The 16245-nt window shown below is 52.8% G+C and carries 12 protein-coding genes; 7 read left to right on the forward strand and 5 right to left on the reverse strand.

Annotation, left to right across the window (positions count from 1 at the left end):
• Positions 1-19: 19 nt before the first annotated feature.
• Both PUV54_RS10980 and ahcY read right to left on the reverse strand, forming a co-directional pair.
• Positions 20-1678, reverse strand: coding sequence for a sensor histidine kinase (locus PUV54_RS10980; RefSeq protein WP_274492283.1), 1659 nt, complete (start codon positions 1676-1678; stop codon positions 20-22).
• Between the two features lie 452 nt (positions 1679-2130).
• Positions 2131-3537, reverse strand: coding sequence for an adenosylhomocysteinase (gene ahcY, locus PUV54_RS10985; protein WP_274492284.1), 1407 nt, complete (start codon positions 3535-3537; stop codon positions 2131-2133).
• A gap of 191 nt (positions 3538-3728) precedes the next feature.
• Between ahcY and PUV54_RS10990 the strand changes: the two genes are divergently transcribed.
• On the forward strand, positions 3729-4187 hold the full coding sequence (locus PUV54_RS10990) for a DUF6491 family protein (protein ID WP_274492285.1): 459 nt from the start codon (positions 3729-3731) through the stop codon (positions 4185-4187).
• On the opposite strand, the gene PUV54_RS10995 is transcribed toward PUV54_RS10990, so the two are convergent.
• Entirely contained in the window at positions 4184-5062 is an 879-nt protein-coding gene (locus PUV54_RS10995) for an SDR family oxidoreductase (RefSeq protein WP_274492286.1), read from the reverse strand. The two genes, PUV54_RS10990 and PUV54_RS10995, sit on opposite strands and share 4 nt — an antisense overlap.
• 76 nt (positions 5063-5138) lie before the next feature.
• On the opposite strand from PUV54_RS10995, the gene thpR reads away from it, so the two are divergent.
• On the forward strand, positions 5139-5681 hold the full coding sequence (gene thpR, locus PUV54_RS11000) for an RNA 2',3'-cyclic phosphodiesterase (protein ID WP_274492287.1): 543 nt from the start codon (positions 5139-5141) through the stop codon (positions 5679-5681).
• On the opposite strand, the gene PUV54_RS11005 is transcribed toward thpR, so the two are convergent.
• On the reverse strand, positions 5657-6124 hold the full coding sequence (locus PUV54_RS11005; RefSeq protein WP_274492288.1) for a low molecular weight protein-tyrosine-phosphatase: 468 nt from the start codon (positions 6122-6124) through the stop codon (positions 5657-5659). The two genes, thpR and PUV54_RS11005, sit on opposite strands and share 25 nt — an antisense overlap.
• 141 nt (positions 6125-6265) lie before the next feature.
• Here PUV54_RS11005 and PUV54_RS11010 point away from each other — a divergent pair, with 141 nt between their 5' ends.
• From PUV54_RS11010 to PUV54_RS11030, 5 genes are all read left to right on the forward strand, one after another.
• Positions 6266-6790 carry a DUF1993 domain-containing protein gene (locus PUV54_RS11010; protein ID WP_274492289.1) on the forward strand — a complete coding sequence of 175 codons (525 nt, stop codon included), beginning with the start codon at positions 6266-6268 and terminating at the stop codon, positions 6788-6790.
• 191 nt (positions 6791-6981) lie between these two features.
• Entirely contained in the window at positions 6982-7506 is a 525-nt protein-coding gene (locus PUV54_RS11015) for a hypothetical protein (protein WP_274492290.1), read from the forward strand.
• 40 nt (positions 7507-7546) lie between these two features.
• The gene (locus PUV54_RS11020) at positions 7547-8254 is read left to right on the forward strand and encodes an NAD-dependent deacylase (RefSeq protein ID WP_274492291.1); all 708 of its coding nucleotides are present in this window, start codon (positions 7547-7549) and stop codon (positions 8252-8254) included.
• A gap of 189 nt (positions 8255-8443) precedes the next feature.
• Positions 8444-11653: an amidohydrolase family protein gene (locus PUV54_RS11025; protein WP_274492292.1), complete on the forward strand. Its 3210-nt coding sequence runs from the start codon at positions 8444-8446 to the stop codon at positions 11651-11653.
• A 62-nt stretch (positions 11654-11715) separates the two neighbouring features.
• Positions 11716-13320 carry an amidase gene (locus tag PUV54_RS11030; RefSeq protein ID WP_274495224.1) on the forward strand — a complete coding sequence of 535 codons (1605 nt, stop codon included), beginning with the start codon at positions 11716-11718 and terminating at the stop codon, positions 13318-13320.
• A 9-nt stretch (positions 13321-13329) separates the two neighbouring features.
• On the opposite strand, the gene secA is transcribed toward PUV54_RS11030, so the two are convergent.
• Complete coding sequence (gene secA, locus PUV54_RS11035) at positions 13330-16188, reverse strand: preprotein translocase subunit SecA (RefSeq protein WP_274492293.1); 2859 nt, start codon at positions 16186-16188, stop codon at positions 13330-13332.
• Positions 16189-16245 lie beyond the last annotated feature (57 nt).

Consider the following 16245-nt stretch of genomic DNA (forward strand, 5'->3'; position numbering starts at 1 on the left):
CAGGAGGTGTATATCTCAACTATGACAGGATTCGAATGATGGTGACCCAATCGGATCCTTGTTGGATTGAGTTCAATTCCCACTTTTGCGGAAAACTCTCTTCCAGGCGAGAGCGCACATACCGCAGACCAGAGCCTGTAGATGTCGCACTGCTTCCAGGCTGGCGCCCCAAAGGCGCTTTAAAAAGGTAGGTTACGCCGCGATCTGCCTCGGATTTGCTGAGGCTGAATGTTACAACGAGGTCTGAGAAACGATTATGAGAAAAAGCATTTTCTACAATAGTGTGGAATAAACCGGGCGGCACTTGCTCTGTTCCCGAGACGCCATTGACAGACAATAAAAACTCTCTTCGTTGCCGCATTCCCATAAGGGCGAGATGTGTCCGGCATAGCGTGATTTCATCATCCAGCGGGATAAGTTTCTTGCCGGAATAGGATGCCAGAAGACGAAACTCGTCGGCCAAACCTTTTATAAACTTTAGTGCGGATTTGGTGTCGGTTTCTACCCACTCGCTTACGACTGTCAGAGAATTCATGAGAAAATGCGGTTGGATGTTTCGCCGAATAAGATCCGCTTCTAAGCGAGCAGCTGTTACTTCCGCTTGTTTTGCCCGTATGGCTTGTGAGCGGAGATATTCGATAAAACTGACGGATAAAAACAATGTCAGCATCACAAGGAACACGTAAAGATCGTCAGGATCTATGATTATTCCGACTGTGCACACGACAAGAACGCCAGCGAAGAGTCGCGCGTGGGCGCGTGTCGCACCCTGCGTGCTGAGGCACATAACGACACCATAAGCGCATAACAACAAAAATGCCCGAGTGTCATGATCGAAATCACCAACTGGCCATGGTATCAGCGAAAGGAATAAAAGCGCGCCTGCGCCAGCTAGCCACCAGAACTTTGCGGCAAGGTTCAATCTCAGTAAAATCGTCGCCGGAAGCGCTGCATACAGCGATAGCGCTGCAACAAGAGCAATAAGGTTGATGGCGCCGGTTTGCGTGTAATTCGTGAAGCCTGTTTGATATCCGGTTTCGACCGCAGCAAGGACTGTTGTTGAGAGAGCGGCGCTCAGGGCGGCAAGCGCGCTCGACCGTGGCCTGCCGGTCGGTGCTATGTGAATAAAATACAGGAATAAAATTGCAGAAGCCGCCCCTGCGAAGCCAAGCAACAGTAAACTAAGGCTAACATTGTTGTTCTGTTGCGATTGGGTGGCGACATCACATTCAATCCGAAACTCTGTCGGATTTGTCAGTTTAGTTGCGGATGAACGCAATGCGATTGTGTGTTCGCCGGGCGACAAGAGGGCAGGGGGAAGGCTAACTGAGAATCTCAGGCCGCCCGGCGTTTCATTCCTGGCCAAAGGCGCGGGGCGTCCGGAATAACCCAGTAACAAGCCGTCAAAATAAATTTCAAACGCGCCAGTTCCTTCGCAGGAGAGTATGTAGTTGCTCCCGTCGAGCAATTCCGGTGAGGTTTCCAGTCTGTCTCTTATCCAGAACACGCCCTGCGGCGCTCCTGCAAAACTGTCAAAGCTTTTCCAGCCTGTCTCGTCCAGACCGGGCGCCGCCCAGGATGCTGCGTCTCCCTCCCGCCATTTTGCATCATATGCATGCGCAGTCCCGCCGAGCTGAAAAAAACTCAGAAGAAGCATCAAAATGAAAGTGAATTTCAAAAGAAGATGCACGCTTTTTCCCGGTTTATGATCCGCCTCTCATTTGAGCGTGATCTTGGCAAGCGCGGCAAGTATCAAATTAATAGCGATAAACCCGTAAATAGCTGTTTCAAGAACTGACATTGCGGCCTCTGGATCACATTTCTTCGGATTTTCATATCGCACAGCCGGGCGGGGGTTGGATTTTGGATTTCGTGATTAGCTCAGGATTAGCGCCAACGGCTCATGCCTGGCGATACGCGCGTGGCAGTGTCGAACGATACGATCACTTGAGGATTTCAAGTGTGAATACGCAGTCCTTATCCCAGCAGGGATTTTTTAGAGATGAGAGGGCGATGCGCCGCCGTGCCGGAAATTACTTAAATTAAGTACGTTGGCTAAAAACTTATTGCGGATGCCCCCTGTAGATGGCGGCATCCGCATGATGTTTGTATATTATGTTCCGTATTGATCTAGTAACGATAGTGGTCCGATTTGAATGGGCCGGTCACATCAACGCCGATATAATCGGCCTGTTCCTTAGATAACTCGCTCAACTTCGCGCCAATCTTATCCAGGTGGAGCTTTGCGACTTTCTCATCCAGATGTTTTGGCAGGATGTAGACTTCGTTTTTGTACTGATCGCCCTTGGTCCAGAGTTCAATCTGCGCCAGGGTCTGGTTCGTGAATGAGGCGGACATGACAAAGCTTGGGTGGCCGGTGGCGTTGCCAAGGTTCAAAAGCCGTCCCTGGCTTAAAAGCAGCATGCGCTTGCCGTCCGGGAAGGTGATCATATCGACCTGATCCTTGACGTTCGCCCATTTGAAATTGCGCAGTCCTTCGACCTGAATCTCATTATCGAAGTGTCCAATATTGCCGACGATCGCCATGTCTTTTAGCGACTTCATGTGATCGACGGTCAGGACATCCTTGTTGCCGGTTGCGGTGATGACGATGTCCGCGCGCGGCGCGCCGTCTTCCATGGTGACAACTTCATATCCGTCCATAGCGGCTTGTAGTGCGCAAATCGGGTCGACTTCGGTAACCATGACGCGTGCGCCGGCGCCTTGCAGCGAAGCGGCGGAACCTTTGCCGACATCGCCATACCCCGCAACAAGAGCGACCTTGCCCGCCATCATCACGTCCGTGCCACGGCGAATGCCGTCTACGAGGGACTCTTTACAGCCGTATTTATTGTCGAACTTCGACTTGGTCACTGAGTCATTGACATTGATAGCCGGGAAAGGGAGCTGACCTTTTTTCTGACGCTGGTAAAGGCGCAGAACGCCCGTAGTCGTTTCTTCCGTCACGCCCTTGATGTTGGCCTTGACCGTTGAATACCAGTTCGGTTGTTTTGCGAGACGGCGCTTGATGGTGTCAAACAACGCTGTTTCTTCTTCATTGGACGGATTATCGAGGATTGAGGGGTCCTTTTCCGCGTCCGCGCCGAGCAGGATCAACAGGGTTGCGTCGCCGCCATCATCTAGGATCATGTTGGCGGTCTCGCCATTGGGCCATTCAAAAATCTTGTCGGCGAGGTCCCAGTACTCTTCAAGGCTTTCACCCTTGAATGCGAATACAGGCGTGCCGGCAGCAGCAATTGCGGCGGCGGCGTGATCTTGCGTCGAATAAATATTGCATGACGCCCAGCGCACGTCGGCGCCCAGTTCCTGCAAAGTTTCAATCAGGACGGCGGTCTGGATTGTCATGTGTAGTGAACCGGCGATTCGTGCGCCTTTTAATGGCTTGGAAGCGCCGTATTCTTCGCGGGTCGCCATCAGGCCGGGCATTTCTGTTTCCGCGATCTCGATCTCCCGGCGGCCATAATCAGCCAAACTGATATCTTTGACGAAATAATCGTGATGCGCTGGGGCGTTCATGGCGTAATCCTTTTGCGGTTTTGAGAAATTTGAGCGGCGTATATCAGGGCGTGATGGCGGCGCCAAGGGTCATATAAAGATTTCTTTATGTGATTCCAATCCCCCCGGGAACACGGTCATTTGTTTGGTGTTCCATATAAGAAATCCGGTAATATCGGCCCGGGTTGGGCGAACAGAAGGGAAAGACGGTTATGAAAACGGTTTTATCGCTATTGGCCGCCGCCAGCCTGGGCGGGCTCTCCATGACAGCCGCAAGTCTCGCCGGCGAGAAAGGCAAGGGCGCGGAAACGGATGGCCCTGACTATCGCATCGGCGAAAAGGTCAATCGCATCTGCTTTCAGCGTGGCATAAATGGCTGGAAGACGGTGAAGGGTGTTGATAACGCGGTTTTGCTCGAGCGCGGCGTCAATAACTGGTATTATGTCGAACTTCTTGGCGCATGCAGGGAAAACACATTCCGTTCGGCGCTGGCGATCGGCATTGATAGCCGGCCAGGCGGCGGATGCGTGACGCGAGGCGACACTATTATTGTCGAAGACGGTCCAGGCTTTAACCGGCGATGTTCCATTACAGGGATTTATGAATGGAACGAAGACGCTGTCGCCGAGGAAGCAGAAGACGACGAAGAAACTGAGCGCGAAGGCGACTAGCGCCCGACTGTCTGTTCCTGTTTCAATATGGCTTCCAGGCCCTGTTTGTATGTTGCGTATTCAAGCGTAACGGCAAGCGCGTCTTTCATGCGTTGGTTAGAGACGCGCTTGTTGTCCGCATAAAAACTTTTCGCCATGTCGGAAAGGTCGGCCTCTTCTAGAGGAATCAGCGGGGGCGGCTCGACGCCAACCAGTTTGCAGGCAAACTCGATCACGTCTTGCGGCGGACACGGTTCGTCATCCGCCAAGTTATAAAGGTCATGAATGCGCGGACGCGTCATACTGGCTTTGAGAGCAGCGGCGATATCGTCAACATGCATGCGCGAAAACACCTGTCCCTTTTTGTAAATGCGTTTCGCGGCGCCTTTGCGGACTCGGTCAAGGGCGGACCTGCCGGGCCCGTATATGCCGGGCAGGCGAAAAATAATCAGCGGCAGATCGTGCTGGTCAGCGTGGGCGCGCCAGCTTTTTTCAGCATCAATGCGAAATCTGCTTCGCTCCGTTGTTGGCCTTAGCTCGCTTGTTTCATCAACCCAGGCGCCGTCATGATTGCCATAAACGCCATTGGTAGAAAGATAGCCAATCCAATTAATAGTTGCGGCTTTCCTTGCGATCGCATCCCCGGCATCGCGTAGCGCCGGACAGCCTTCAGCGTTTGGCGGTGTCGAGACGAGCATCGCCCTAGCGTCAGCAAGCCATGCCGGATCAAAGGTTTTGTTCCAAATGATCGGTTCAACACCATCATTTTCGATTTGAGCTGCTTTTTCTCGCGATCTGGTAGTGCCGCTAATTTCCCAACCGTTATCTTTGAGTTTTGCTGCAAAGGCACGGGCGGTATAGCCGTATCCAAGACAAAGAAGTTTTTGTTGCGGCATTCAGCGCCTCTGATTTCTCGACATTTATTTAAAACTTATCTATGGCGGCCACATAGTACATCATCTGTGAACTTCCATGCACCGTCTATTTGTCGCCATTGAAATACCGGAAATCGTCGCTGACGCGCTAACTGTTCTGCAGTCCGGCGTTGATGGAGCGCGCTGGCGTCCAACAGAGAATTTTCATCTGACGCTCGCTTTCATTGGCGAGGCCGACCGGCACGGGTTTTCGAATGCTGTTGACGCCCTTTCCACCATTGACGCGCCTGCCTTCGATTTACGCCTGAAAGGCGTTGGTTTCTTTGGAGATAAGCAACCACGAAGTCTATGGGCGGGCATCGAGCCATGCCCGGCGCTCGATCACTTACAGGCTAAAACAGAGCAGGCGTTGCGCCGGGCCGGTTGTAATATCGAAAAACGGAAGTTTAAGCCGCATGTGACGCTCGCTTATTTGCGCGGCGTCAGTCAGGACACGGCCATGGTTTATGCCTCTCAACACGGACTTTTTTCTTGCGGCCCTTTCCCGGTTGAGGCTTTTCATCTTTATTCATCGCAATTGGGCGGCGGCGCCAGCGTATATAATATTGAAGCGAGCTACGCGCTTTCATCTTCAACATGATTTAAAAAACCGTCTGCACCGCTTTCGATTAAATCAAGCACGCGCTCAAAGCCGTCGCCGCTTCCGTAATAGGGGTCAGGCGTTTCGCGAACCTCGCCGTCAGAAAAGTCCAGAAACAGGCGAATGTCGCAGCTTCGATTGGGCGGCGCCATCTCTAACAGATTGGAATGATTTGAAAGATCCATGGCGAGTAAGTAGTCAAACTCATAAAAGTCTGAAAACTCCACCTGTCGGGCGCGCTGATAGGAAATATCGTAGCCTCGTTTCGCCGCCGCCTTGATCATGCGCGCGTCTGGCGGATCACCCACATGCCATGCCCCGGTGCCGGCCGAGTCGATTGTCAGTTTAACGCCGCGTTCGCGCGCCTTATGTCGAAGCACGCCTTCTGCAGCCGGCGAGCGGCAGATGTTTCCAAGACAAACAAGGAGAACTTTTGCTGACATTAGAATTTCTGCCGACCATTTCTTCTGCAGCCAATGTTCTGGCTCTTGATGCGTGCAAGGTCAAACCCGATCTTACGGGACAACCACTAAAACATCTTCAGCGTGGCAAATGCTGAAACATATTGAATAGAGGACCCTTTCATGACGATAACGATTTCATCATCGGTGCTTCCTGCCGTTGGTCAGATGTTCGATACGCTTAATATCATCCTGGAAAAGGCGGCAGAACGCTGCGCTGCAACAGACGTAGAAGAAAGTACTTATCTAAACTGGCGAATGGCGCCTGATATGTTTCCGCTGGCTGTGCAGGTGCGTTTCGCGACCGAAATACCGGCTCGGGGTCTCTCAAGGCTTGCCGGTGCGGCGCTGCCCACATTTGCGGACGACGAAATATCATTTTCGGAATTAAACCAGCGAGTGGATCGTGCGCGCAACATCGTTGAAGAAATCGATAGGGAAGCGCTGGACGCAAATCCTGATAAAGAGATTACCGTCCCGATGGGCCCTGCGGATGTGACGTTGAAAAGATTGGCTTTCGCCCACAATTGGATTTTGCCGAATCTATATTTCCATACATCGGCCAGCTACCTCATCCTTCGCCATCTGGGTCTCAATATTGGTAAGCGGGAATTCCTTGCAGAAATGAAGCCTTTCATAAAGACTTGATATGCGAACGGGTTCAGGAACACCGTCGCTCCAATCGGCCTTGCGATTTTATGGTTTGAGCTATGGCGGTCGCGCTGAACGGACCTCAGTTTGCCCCGATAACAGCGGGCGTCGAGCCTTGTTTACATTGCTTTCCACAAAGCCACGTGTCAGGTTTCTGACGTGGGCGAAACATCATCTTGGGGAGCGTTATGAGGAAACCATTATTTGCCGCAACAATTCTGGGATTTATCGGGTCCGCAGCCGCACAGGACCTTTCATCTCAAGCAACTGTGAATTTTGTAACCACGTGCAGCAATGAAGGCCGTGGCGTAATTGCAGATCCTGAAGTCCCATGTGCTTGCGGGGCAGGTGTCTTGGGCGGCGTTCTCAGTGAGCGTCAGTTTGGTTTGATGGGGCGCATTACTCCATACGCTAATGATCAGGCGGCAATGACGGCTGAAGTTTTGGATATGGTCACCAGCGGCGCCTACACGATTGATGAAATACAAATTGTCGCTCAGGCGATGATGGATCATTCGCCAACCGTCGGACGTGTTTGCACGGTGTTGGAGCAGCCATATCTCGGTGTTAGTGCGTCGTACGGAAACGCTGAAAGCCTGGCTGGAAATAATCCTAAAATTACCGATAGCGATGCGCTGTGGATTGGCAATTTGACATTGCAAACCGGCCAGACATTAAACCGCGGAATAGTTTCCGCTTCTGATGCGCAGTAGCCAAAGACGGGCCTGACCTGGTCGATAGCAAAATGACGAAATGATGAATATCGTCGTTTTAACCGGCTCCGGCATTTCTGCTGAATCTGGCGTTGCGACTTTTCGCGACAAGGGTGGGATCTGGTCAAAATATGATATAACGGAAGTCGCGACGCCTCATGCGTTTGCTCATAATCCGGCGCTTGTCCATGAATTTTACAATAGCCGCCGGCAAGCCTTACCCAGCGTTCATCCGAACGCGGCGCATATAGCGCTCGCAGAGCTGGAAGCCGGGCTTAAAGATGCGGGCTGGAGGTTCACCCTAGTCACGCAAAACGTAGACGATTTACATGAGCGAGGCGGTTCGAGAAATATTCTGCACATGCACGGTGAGCTATTGAAGTCTAAGTGCAATGGTTGCGGCGATGTAAGCGAATGTCGCACGGATCTTTCGGTTGAATTAAAGTGCGAAGCATGCGGGCGTGTTGGAGGATTGCGGCCAAATGTAGTCTGGTTCGGAGAAGTCCCTTATTTTCTGGATGAAACGGCGCATGCCTTGAATGACGCAGACTTATTCGTTTCCATCGGTACTTCTGGAAGTGTTTATCCGGCATCAGGATTTGTGAACCAGGCGCGCACCTTGGGCGTTGAGACCATGGAGCTCAATCTTGAGTGTTCAGAAAATGCACGTATTTTTAACAAGAAAATTTACGGCCCCGCTACAAAAGTCGTGCCCCAATGGGTGAGCAATGTTCTAAACGAACTGTGATGCATTCGACGAATAACCTAAATTTTTGGCCTGGAACATTATTTTCAGCCGTTCTTGCTGCAACCGCAAAGTGAATCAAAACGCTATTTTATACGGCCTAAGGTCCAATCGTGTTGCAGGACTGCACTTGTGTGTTGCAGCGATAAGACCTTAGGTTCACTGCGTTTGAATCATCCGAGGACTCTATCAATGAAAAAATCGTTCGCTGTACTTGCGGCTCTTACTTTTATTCCGGCTTCCCTTAGTGCGCAGGAAGCGGAGAGCGGCAAGGAAAAGTGGGATGTGTCCGCACCGCCCATGCCGACACGTAATGTTACGATCGATGTTGACGAGGGCACTTGGATGAGCCTCGATGTCAGCCCCGATGGACGGACCGTCGCCTTCGACCTTCTTGGCGATATTTATGTCATGCCAATGTCCGGCGGTGAAGCCCGGTCCATCGCCAGCGGCATGGCGTGGGATATGCAGCCCCGATTTTCACCAGACGGGTCGAAAATAGCATTTACGTCAGACCGAGGCGGTGGCGACAATATCTGGATCATGAATGCTGACGGTACAGACAAGCGACAAGTCACAAAAGAAACCTTTCGCTTACTGAATAATCCAACCTGGTCTCCTGACGGTAAATATCTTGCAGCGCGCAAGCATTATACCACGCAGCGTTCGCTCGGTGGCGGCGAGATATGGATGTACCATATTTCCGGCGGCGCGGGCGTTCAACTTGTGTCTCGTCCGAGCGAAGCCCACCAAAAAGAACTTGGAGAGCCGATGTTCTCGCCTGACGGGCGCTATATTTACTACTCGCAAAACATAACGCCAGGCTCAACCTTCATTTACGCGCAAGATTCAAACACGGATCTGTTCAATATTCGCCGTTATGAAATGGCGACTGGAAAGATCGAAACGGCTGTTTCCGGTTTTGGCGGTTCAGTTCGGCCTGCACCGTCCCCAGACGGCCGATACATGGCGTTCGTGCGGAGAGAGCGGGCAAAATCGAAGCTCTATCTGAAAGACCTTCGCTCCGGTGATGAGCGTAAGATCTATGATGACCTTGATCAGGATATGCAGGAGGTATGGGCGATCCATGGAGTCTATCCGAATATGGACTGGACGCCAGATTCAAAGACGCTCGTGTTCTGGGCTGGCGGAAAAATTCGCCGTATAGACATCGATTCCGGTGAGGCTGACATAATTCCGTTCCGTGTACGTGACACCCGTGCCGTTGTTGATCCGCCAAGGCCGGATGTTGACGTCGCCATAGACCGAGTTGAAACGCGCATGACGAGATTTGCCAGCGTATCGCCCGACGGCCGACGCGTCGTCTTTGAGTCTCTCGGAAAGCTCTACATAAAGTCATTGCCTAACGGTACGCCGCGCCGACTAACGAACGAGCGTGATGATTTCGAGTTTTTTCCATCATGGTCGTATGACGGAAGGCGAATTGCCTATGTCTCTTGGTCTGATGAAGAACTTGGCGCAGTACGTACCGTAAGCGCAGGTGGCGGTTCTGGCAGAGCCGTAACCAGTGAGCCCGGTCATTATCGCCGCCCTAGATTTTCTCCAGACGGCAGGACGATCGTGTTTCAGAAAGGCGCGGGCGGTTTCTTAACTGACGACAACTGGTCTGAAGCGACAGGAGTTTACCGCGTACCTGCCAGTGGCGGTGACATGACCCGTATAGTCGATGGCGGGTCGTACCCCCATTTCGGCGCCGCCAATGACCGTGTCTTTCTAACGAAAGCGGAAGGAACCAAAGGTTCTTTAGTCAGCGTCAATCTTAACGGTAATGAGGAGCGTACGCATGCCTCGGGGGAGTTGGTGCTTGAATATCAGGTTGCTCCTTCAGGTGATCATTTGGCCTTTTTTGAAAATTACAACGCTTATGTGATGCCGATGACACCAGGGCCTCAGATGGTCGGTTCTGGCAGGAGTGCTTCAGCGCTGCCGGTAATAAAGGCGAGCGGCGACGGCGCTGCATATATGAACTGGTCCCGTGAAAATCTGAATTGGAGTCTTGGACCAGCGCTTTTCTCGGCAAGCGTCGATGATATGCTGCCGCACGCGCCTAAGTCTGAAGATGCGGATGAAGCTGAAGACAGTTATTCGTCGCCAGAGAACGGGGTTGATCTTTCGCTGACGTTCACCGCGGACAAGCCGTCCGGTTCTGTTGCTCTTGTCGGGGCCCGGATCATTACCATGACGGATAACGATGGCGGCGTGATCGAAAACGGCATTATTGTTGTTGAGGATAACCGGATCGCAGCGATCGGTTCCGCCGCATCGATGACGATCCCAGCCGGCATGCGTCAGGTTGACGTTTCTGGGAAGACAATCATTCCTGGGTTGATCGACGCACACGCGCACGGACCGCAGGGAGTGGATGATATCATCCCTCAGCAAAACTGGCATACACGGGCGCATCTCGCGCTGGGTGTGACGACAATCCATGATCCCGCGAACAAGGCCAGCCATATTTTTGCTGCGTCTGAGTATCAGCGTGCTGGAGAAATCCTTGCTCCACGCATGTACTCAAGCGGCGAGATTGTTTATGGCGCAAAAGGCCCGAGCCGATACGCTGTTATCGATAATGCAGAAGACGCGGCCAATCATGTGCGCCGATTGAAACAGCAGGGCGCGCATTCGATCAAAAACTATAATCAGCCACGACGCGAACAGCGTCAGCAGGTTGTGGCCGCGGCGCTTGAAGAAGACATCGCTGTCGTTGCTGAAGGCGCGTCTTTGCTGCACATGGATCTTGCGATGATCGCGGATGGCAATACGTCGATTGAGCACAACATTCCGCAAGCGATGCTCTATGAAGATGTGCTCAGCTTCTACGGTGCAACAAAAGTCGCGTACACGCCAACGCTCACAGTGACATTCGGCGGCCTCGGCGGCGATCCTTACTGGCGTCAAGCGACTGACGTGTGGCTCCATCCAATCCTGTCGAAACATGCGCCGCCGCGCTTGCTTCAAGCGACGTCTGTTCGTCGCGAGAAGGCGCCGGAAGAAGACTATGCCGATCAGGTGAGCGCTGCGACGTCAAAACTGCTCGCGGATCGGGGAGTTATGGTTTCTATCGGAGCTCATGGTCAGGAGGAAGGGTTGGCGTCTCATTGGGACATGTGGTCGTTTGTGCGCGGAGGGATGAGTCCTCTGGAAGCTTTGCGGGCGGCGACGATTGTACCGGCCACGCATCTCGGGTTTTCAGGGGGTTTGGGGTCTCTCGAAGCCGGCAAACTCGCTGATCTCGTCGTTTTGGATGCGAATCCGCTGGAGGATATTCAAAACACAGATGATATAAGTCATGTTATGCTGAATGGTCGCCTTTATGACGCCATGACGCTGAACGAAGAAGTGACCGGCGACCGCGAAGCGTCCCCATACTGGTGGGAGTAGGCGCAAACGTACAGGACCTGAAAACGATAGAAACGCTTCTTAAACATCATTTTATCACGGCTGTGTCGGCGCTCGCGCTAATTTCTTGTGCGCCGCCACAGGAGGATGCTGCCTCAGTTCATCCTGCAAGTACTGATGATGCCGCATACTTTGCTCAAGGCTGGATGGCGGAGACGCTTCCTGACGTCGCCGCAAGGCTAAAGTCAGGTGAGCTGACGGCGGAAGAAGCGACAGCAGCTTACATTAAGCGCATTGAAGCAGTTGATTGGGCAGGCCCTGAGTTACAAAGTGTTCTCGCGCTCAATCCGAATGCGTTAGCTGACGCGCGTGCTTTAGACGCCAAACGGGAAAGGGGCGAGACGCTTGGGCCGCTCCATGGCGTGCCAATTCTATTAAAGGATAATATTGAGTCTAAAGACCCTGTGGCGACGACAGCGGGCGCTTTGGCGCTCAAAGATAATATCACCGAACGGGACTCGCCGCTGGTTGCCGGCCTGCGTGAGGCAGGCGCCGTCATTCTCGGTAAAACGAATTTAAGTCAGTGGGCGAATTTTCGATCAAACGACTCCATGAGCGGCTGGTCGGCCTTGGGCGGGCAGGTTAGAAATCCGCACATGCTGGACCGCAACCCTTGCGGCTCAAGTTCTGGGTCAGGGGCGGCTGTCACGGCCTCGCTCGCCGCAGGCGCTGTTGGAACGGAAACGAACGGGTCGATCATCTGCCCGTCCAACGCAAACGGCGTGGTTGGCTTCAAGCCCACCGTTGGGCTCATATCACAGCTATATATTGTGCCGATCTCTTCTTCTCAGGATACAGCCGGCCCGATGACAAAGTCAGTTACTGGCGCCGCCATGATGCTGAGCGCAATGGCTACCGGCGAAGCACGAACCGATTTTGCCGCCGCTCTTGATGCGGAAGCGCTTAATGGCGCGCGTGTTGGCGTATTGCGTTTCGCGGAAGGATCTAACGCCGACATTATCAAGCTTTTTGATGCTGCAATAGCCGACATAGAGTCCGCCGGCGCCGAGATTGTTGAAATCGAAGATTTTGAGCCGTCTGCGGAAAATTTCTGGGTCAAGTCTCGCATTGTTCTGGACTACGAATTCAAGGCGACCATAAACGAATACCTCGACGATGCTGCGCCTCATGTGCTAACGCGTTCGCTAGATGAATTAATTGCCTTCAATCGTGAGAATGTCGACGTTGAACTTGCGTTGTTCGATCAGAGTATTTTCGAGGGCGCCAACGAAAAAGGCGGACTAGACGACGAGGATTATATTACAGCGCGTGATGACGTGCAGACCGCCGCAGGGCGCGACGGAATCGACCGCTTGCTCGATGAGTATGATCTCGACGTACTGGTCTCGCCCTCGGGCCCGGTCGCTTCGCGGATTGATCCAATCAACGGAGATGTCTGGCCGAACTGGGCAGGAGCAGGTTATCTTGCGGCGATAGCCGGTTATCCGCATTTGACTGTGCCCATGGGAACCGTGCATGGCGTGCCCGTCGGCGTTTCATTTATGGGCGCTAAAGATCAGGATGCATCAGTTCTGTCGTATGGGTTTGCGTATGAACAACGCACCAAACACCTAACCGAACCGCAATATCTGTCCAGTGCGGAATCACGGTCCGAAATAAAAGAGGCGATGAAACGACGCGTGCGTTGAACGTCTGTTCTAGATTGAACCGTGACAGTGTTTGAATTTGTTGCCTGAACCGCAGGGGCAGGGGGCGTTGCGCGGTACGCGGCCCCACGTGTCCGGGTTATTCGGATCAACCGCCGATGCGCCAGCGCGCCCTTTGATCGTGCCGATGCCGGCGGAAAGGCGCGAACGGGGATTCGATCTTGCCGCCTCGTTTTCGCCGGTTGACGGATTTACGTGCGTTTCCGTCATCGGAATGTCGCGCCGTTGCGGCATCGCTTCTTCCGGCTGGCGAACCTGGACATTCATCAACATGCGCGTCACGTCCCGCCGCAGCCCGTCCAGAAGACCTTCGAACAGTGTGAACGATTCTGTCTTGAACTCGTTCACCGGATCGCGTTGCCCGTGGCCGCGCATCCAGATCACGGAGCGCAGATGGTCGAGCGTTTGAAGGTGCTCGCGCCAGTTGGTGTCGAGAACATTCAACAGGATTGCTTTCTCAATGCGGCGCATGGTGTCAGGTCCGATTTCGGCCGAGCGCGCCGCAGCGAGGCGGTTTGTTTCTTCTACGAGCTTTTCCGAGATTTCGGTGTCGGCGACGCCTTCTTCCTTCGCCCATTCGTCAACGGGAATGTCTTTGCCGAACACATTCTTCAGGTCTTCTTTTAGCCCTTCGACGTCCCATTGCTCTGCATAGGATTTCGCCGGCATGTGCGCCGCGACAAGGTCATCAACAAGTTGCCCGCGCATGTCGGAGATAATGTCATCAACAGTGTCGGATGACATAAACTCGATGCGTTGTTCGAAGATCGCCTTTCGCTGATCGTTTATGACATCATCAAATTTCAAAACGTTCTTACGCATGTCAAAGTTGCGTTGTTCAACTTTCTTCTGCGCGGTTTCTACGGCTTTGGTGAACCATGGGTGTTCAATCGATTCATCCGGCTGGATGCCAAAGCGCTTCAGCATTTTTTCCATCCCGGCGCCGAAAATCCGCATCAGGTCATCTTCGAGCGAGAGGAAGAATTTGGTCGCGCCGGGGTCGCCTTGCCGGCCTGACCGGCCGCGAAGCTGATTGTCGATCCGGCGGCTTTCATGCCGTTCCGTCGCCAGAACGAAAAGGCCACCTGAGTCTAGGGCTTTCTTCTTGTCTTCAGCGATTTTCGCTTCAATTTCAGCACGCTTCTTTTTGATGGTTTCTTCATCATCATTTTCGTCGAGCGCCCGCATCAATTGCATATCGACGGAGCCGCCGAGCTGAATATCCGTGCCCCGACCAGCCATGTTGGTGGCGATGGTAACGGCGCCAGGCGCGCCAGCTTCGGCAACGATTTCGGCTTCCTGTTCGTGGTAGCGCGCGTTGAGAACATTGTGCGGAACCGGCGTTTTCTTGTCGCCAAGGGAAGCAAGGTAGCTCGCCTGTTCTTCCATTTCTTTTTTTAGATCAACGTCTTTATCTTTTAACGCTGCTGCCCGCTCGCGGAGTGTTTCGGCGACCTTCTTAAAGAATTTTTTATCGTTCAAAAGATTTGAAAGAATTTCAGATTTTTCAATCGAAACAGTGCCGACAAGAACGGGCTGGCCGCGCTTGTAGCAATCAGCAATCTGTACAGCGATGGCTTTGTATTTTTCTTCCGCCGTCATGTAGAGTTCATCGTCCATGTCTTCACGGGCGATGGGTCTATTGGTCGGGATTTCTGAGACGTTAAGTTTATAAATATCCGCGAATTCGGCTTCTTCCGTCATTGCCGTACCGGTCATGCCGGCGAGTTTTTCATAGAGGCGGAAGTAATTCTGGAAAGTGATTGAAGCGAGCGTCTGGTTCTCAGGCTGAATGGAGACTTTTTCTTTAGCTTCACACGCCTGATGCAGACCATCAGACCAGCGACGGCCTTCCATCATGCGGCCAGTGAACTCGTCAATGATGACAACCTTGTCGTTGCGCACGATATAATCTTTGTCGCGCTGAAAAACTTTGTGCGCTTTCAACGCCTGATTAACGTGGTGAACAACCGAGATATTCGCGGAGTCGTAAAGGTTTTCACCTTGCAGTAGATCCGACTCTCTTAAAAGTTCCTCGATCCGTTCATTGCCTTCTTCGGTCAGCGTCACGGAACGCTGCTTCTCGTCGATTTCGTAATCGTCCTCGGTCAGTTGAGGGATGAAACCGTCGATGGTGATGTAGAGCTCTGACTTGTCATCAGTCGGCCCGGAAATGATCAGCGGCGTTCTGGCTTCATCGATCAGGATCGAATCAACTTCGTCTACAATGGCGTAGTGATGACCGCGTTGGACCATCTGATCCATGGACGATTTCATATTATCGCGCAGATAGTCGAACCCGAATTCGTTGTTTGTGCCGTAGGTGATGTCGCATGCGTAATTGGCGCGGCGTTCTTCGTCGGAAAGGCCGTGAACGATGCATCCTGCTGTCATGCCCAACTGCGAATAGACGCGGCCCATCCACTCGGAGTCGCGCTGGGCCAGGTAATCGTTAACGGTGACGACGTGCACGCCGCGGCCTGTGAGAGCGTTCAGGTAAACGGGCAGGGTGGCGACCAGAGTCTTGCCTTCACCGGTCTTCATTTCGGCGATATTGCCATTATGAAGCACCATGCCGCCGACCATTTGAACGTCATAATGACGCTGGCCCAAAGCGCGTTTGGCGGCTTCACGCACGGTTGCGAAAGCCTCTTCAAGCAAATCGTCTAATGATTCTCCGCCTTTATAGCGTTCTTTTAACTTTTCGGTTTGAGCTATGAGGCCGTCATCGCTGAGTTTGGCGATCTCTTCTTCAAGGGCGTTGATCGCTTCGACGCGGCGGAATAAAGGCTTTAGGCGGCGATCGTTAGAAGATCCGAAGATTTTTTTTGCGATACCGAGTAACGCCATGAGGATTCTAGCCTTCGTGGTGCGATGAGTAGGCCATGAGCGCCCCATGTTAAGACC

The organism is Hyphococcus flavus (assembly GCF_028748065.1).
GTDB classification, from domain to species: Bacteria; Pseudomonadota; Alphaproteobacteria; order Caulobacterales; family Parvularculaceae; genus Hyphococcus; species Hyphococcus flavus.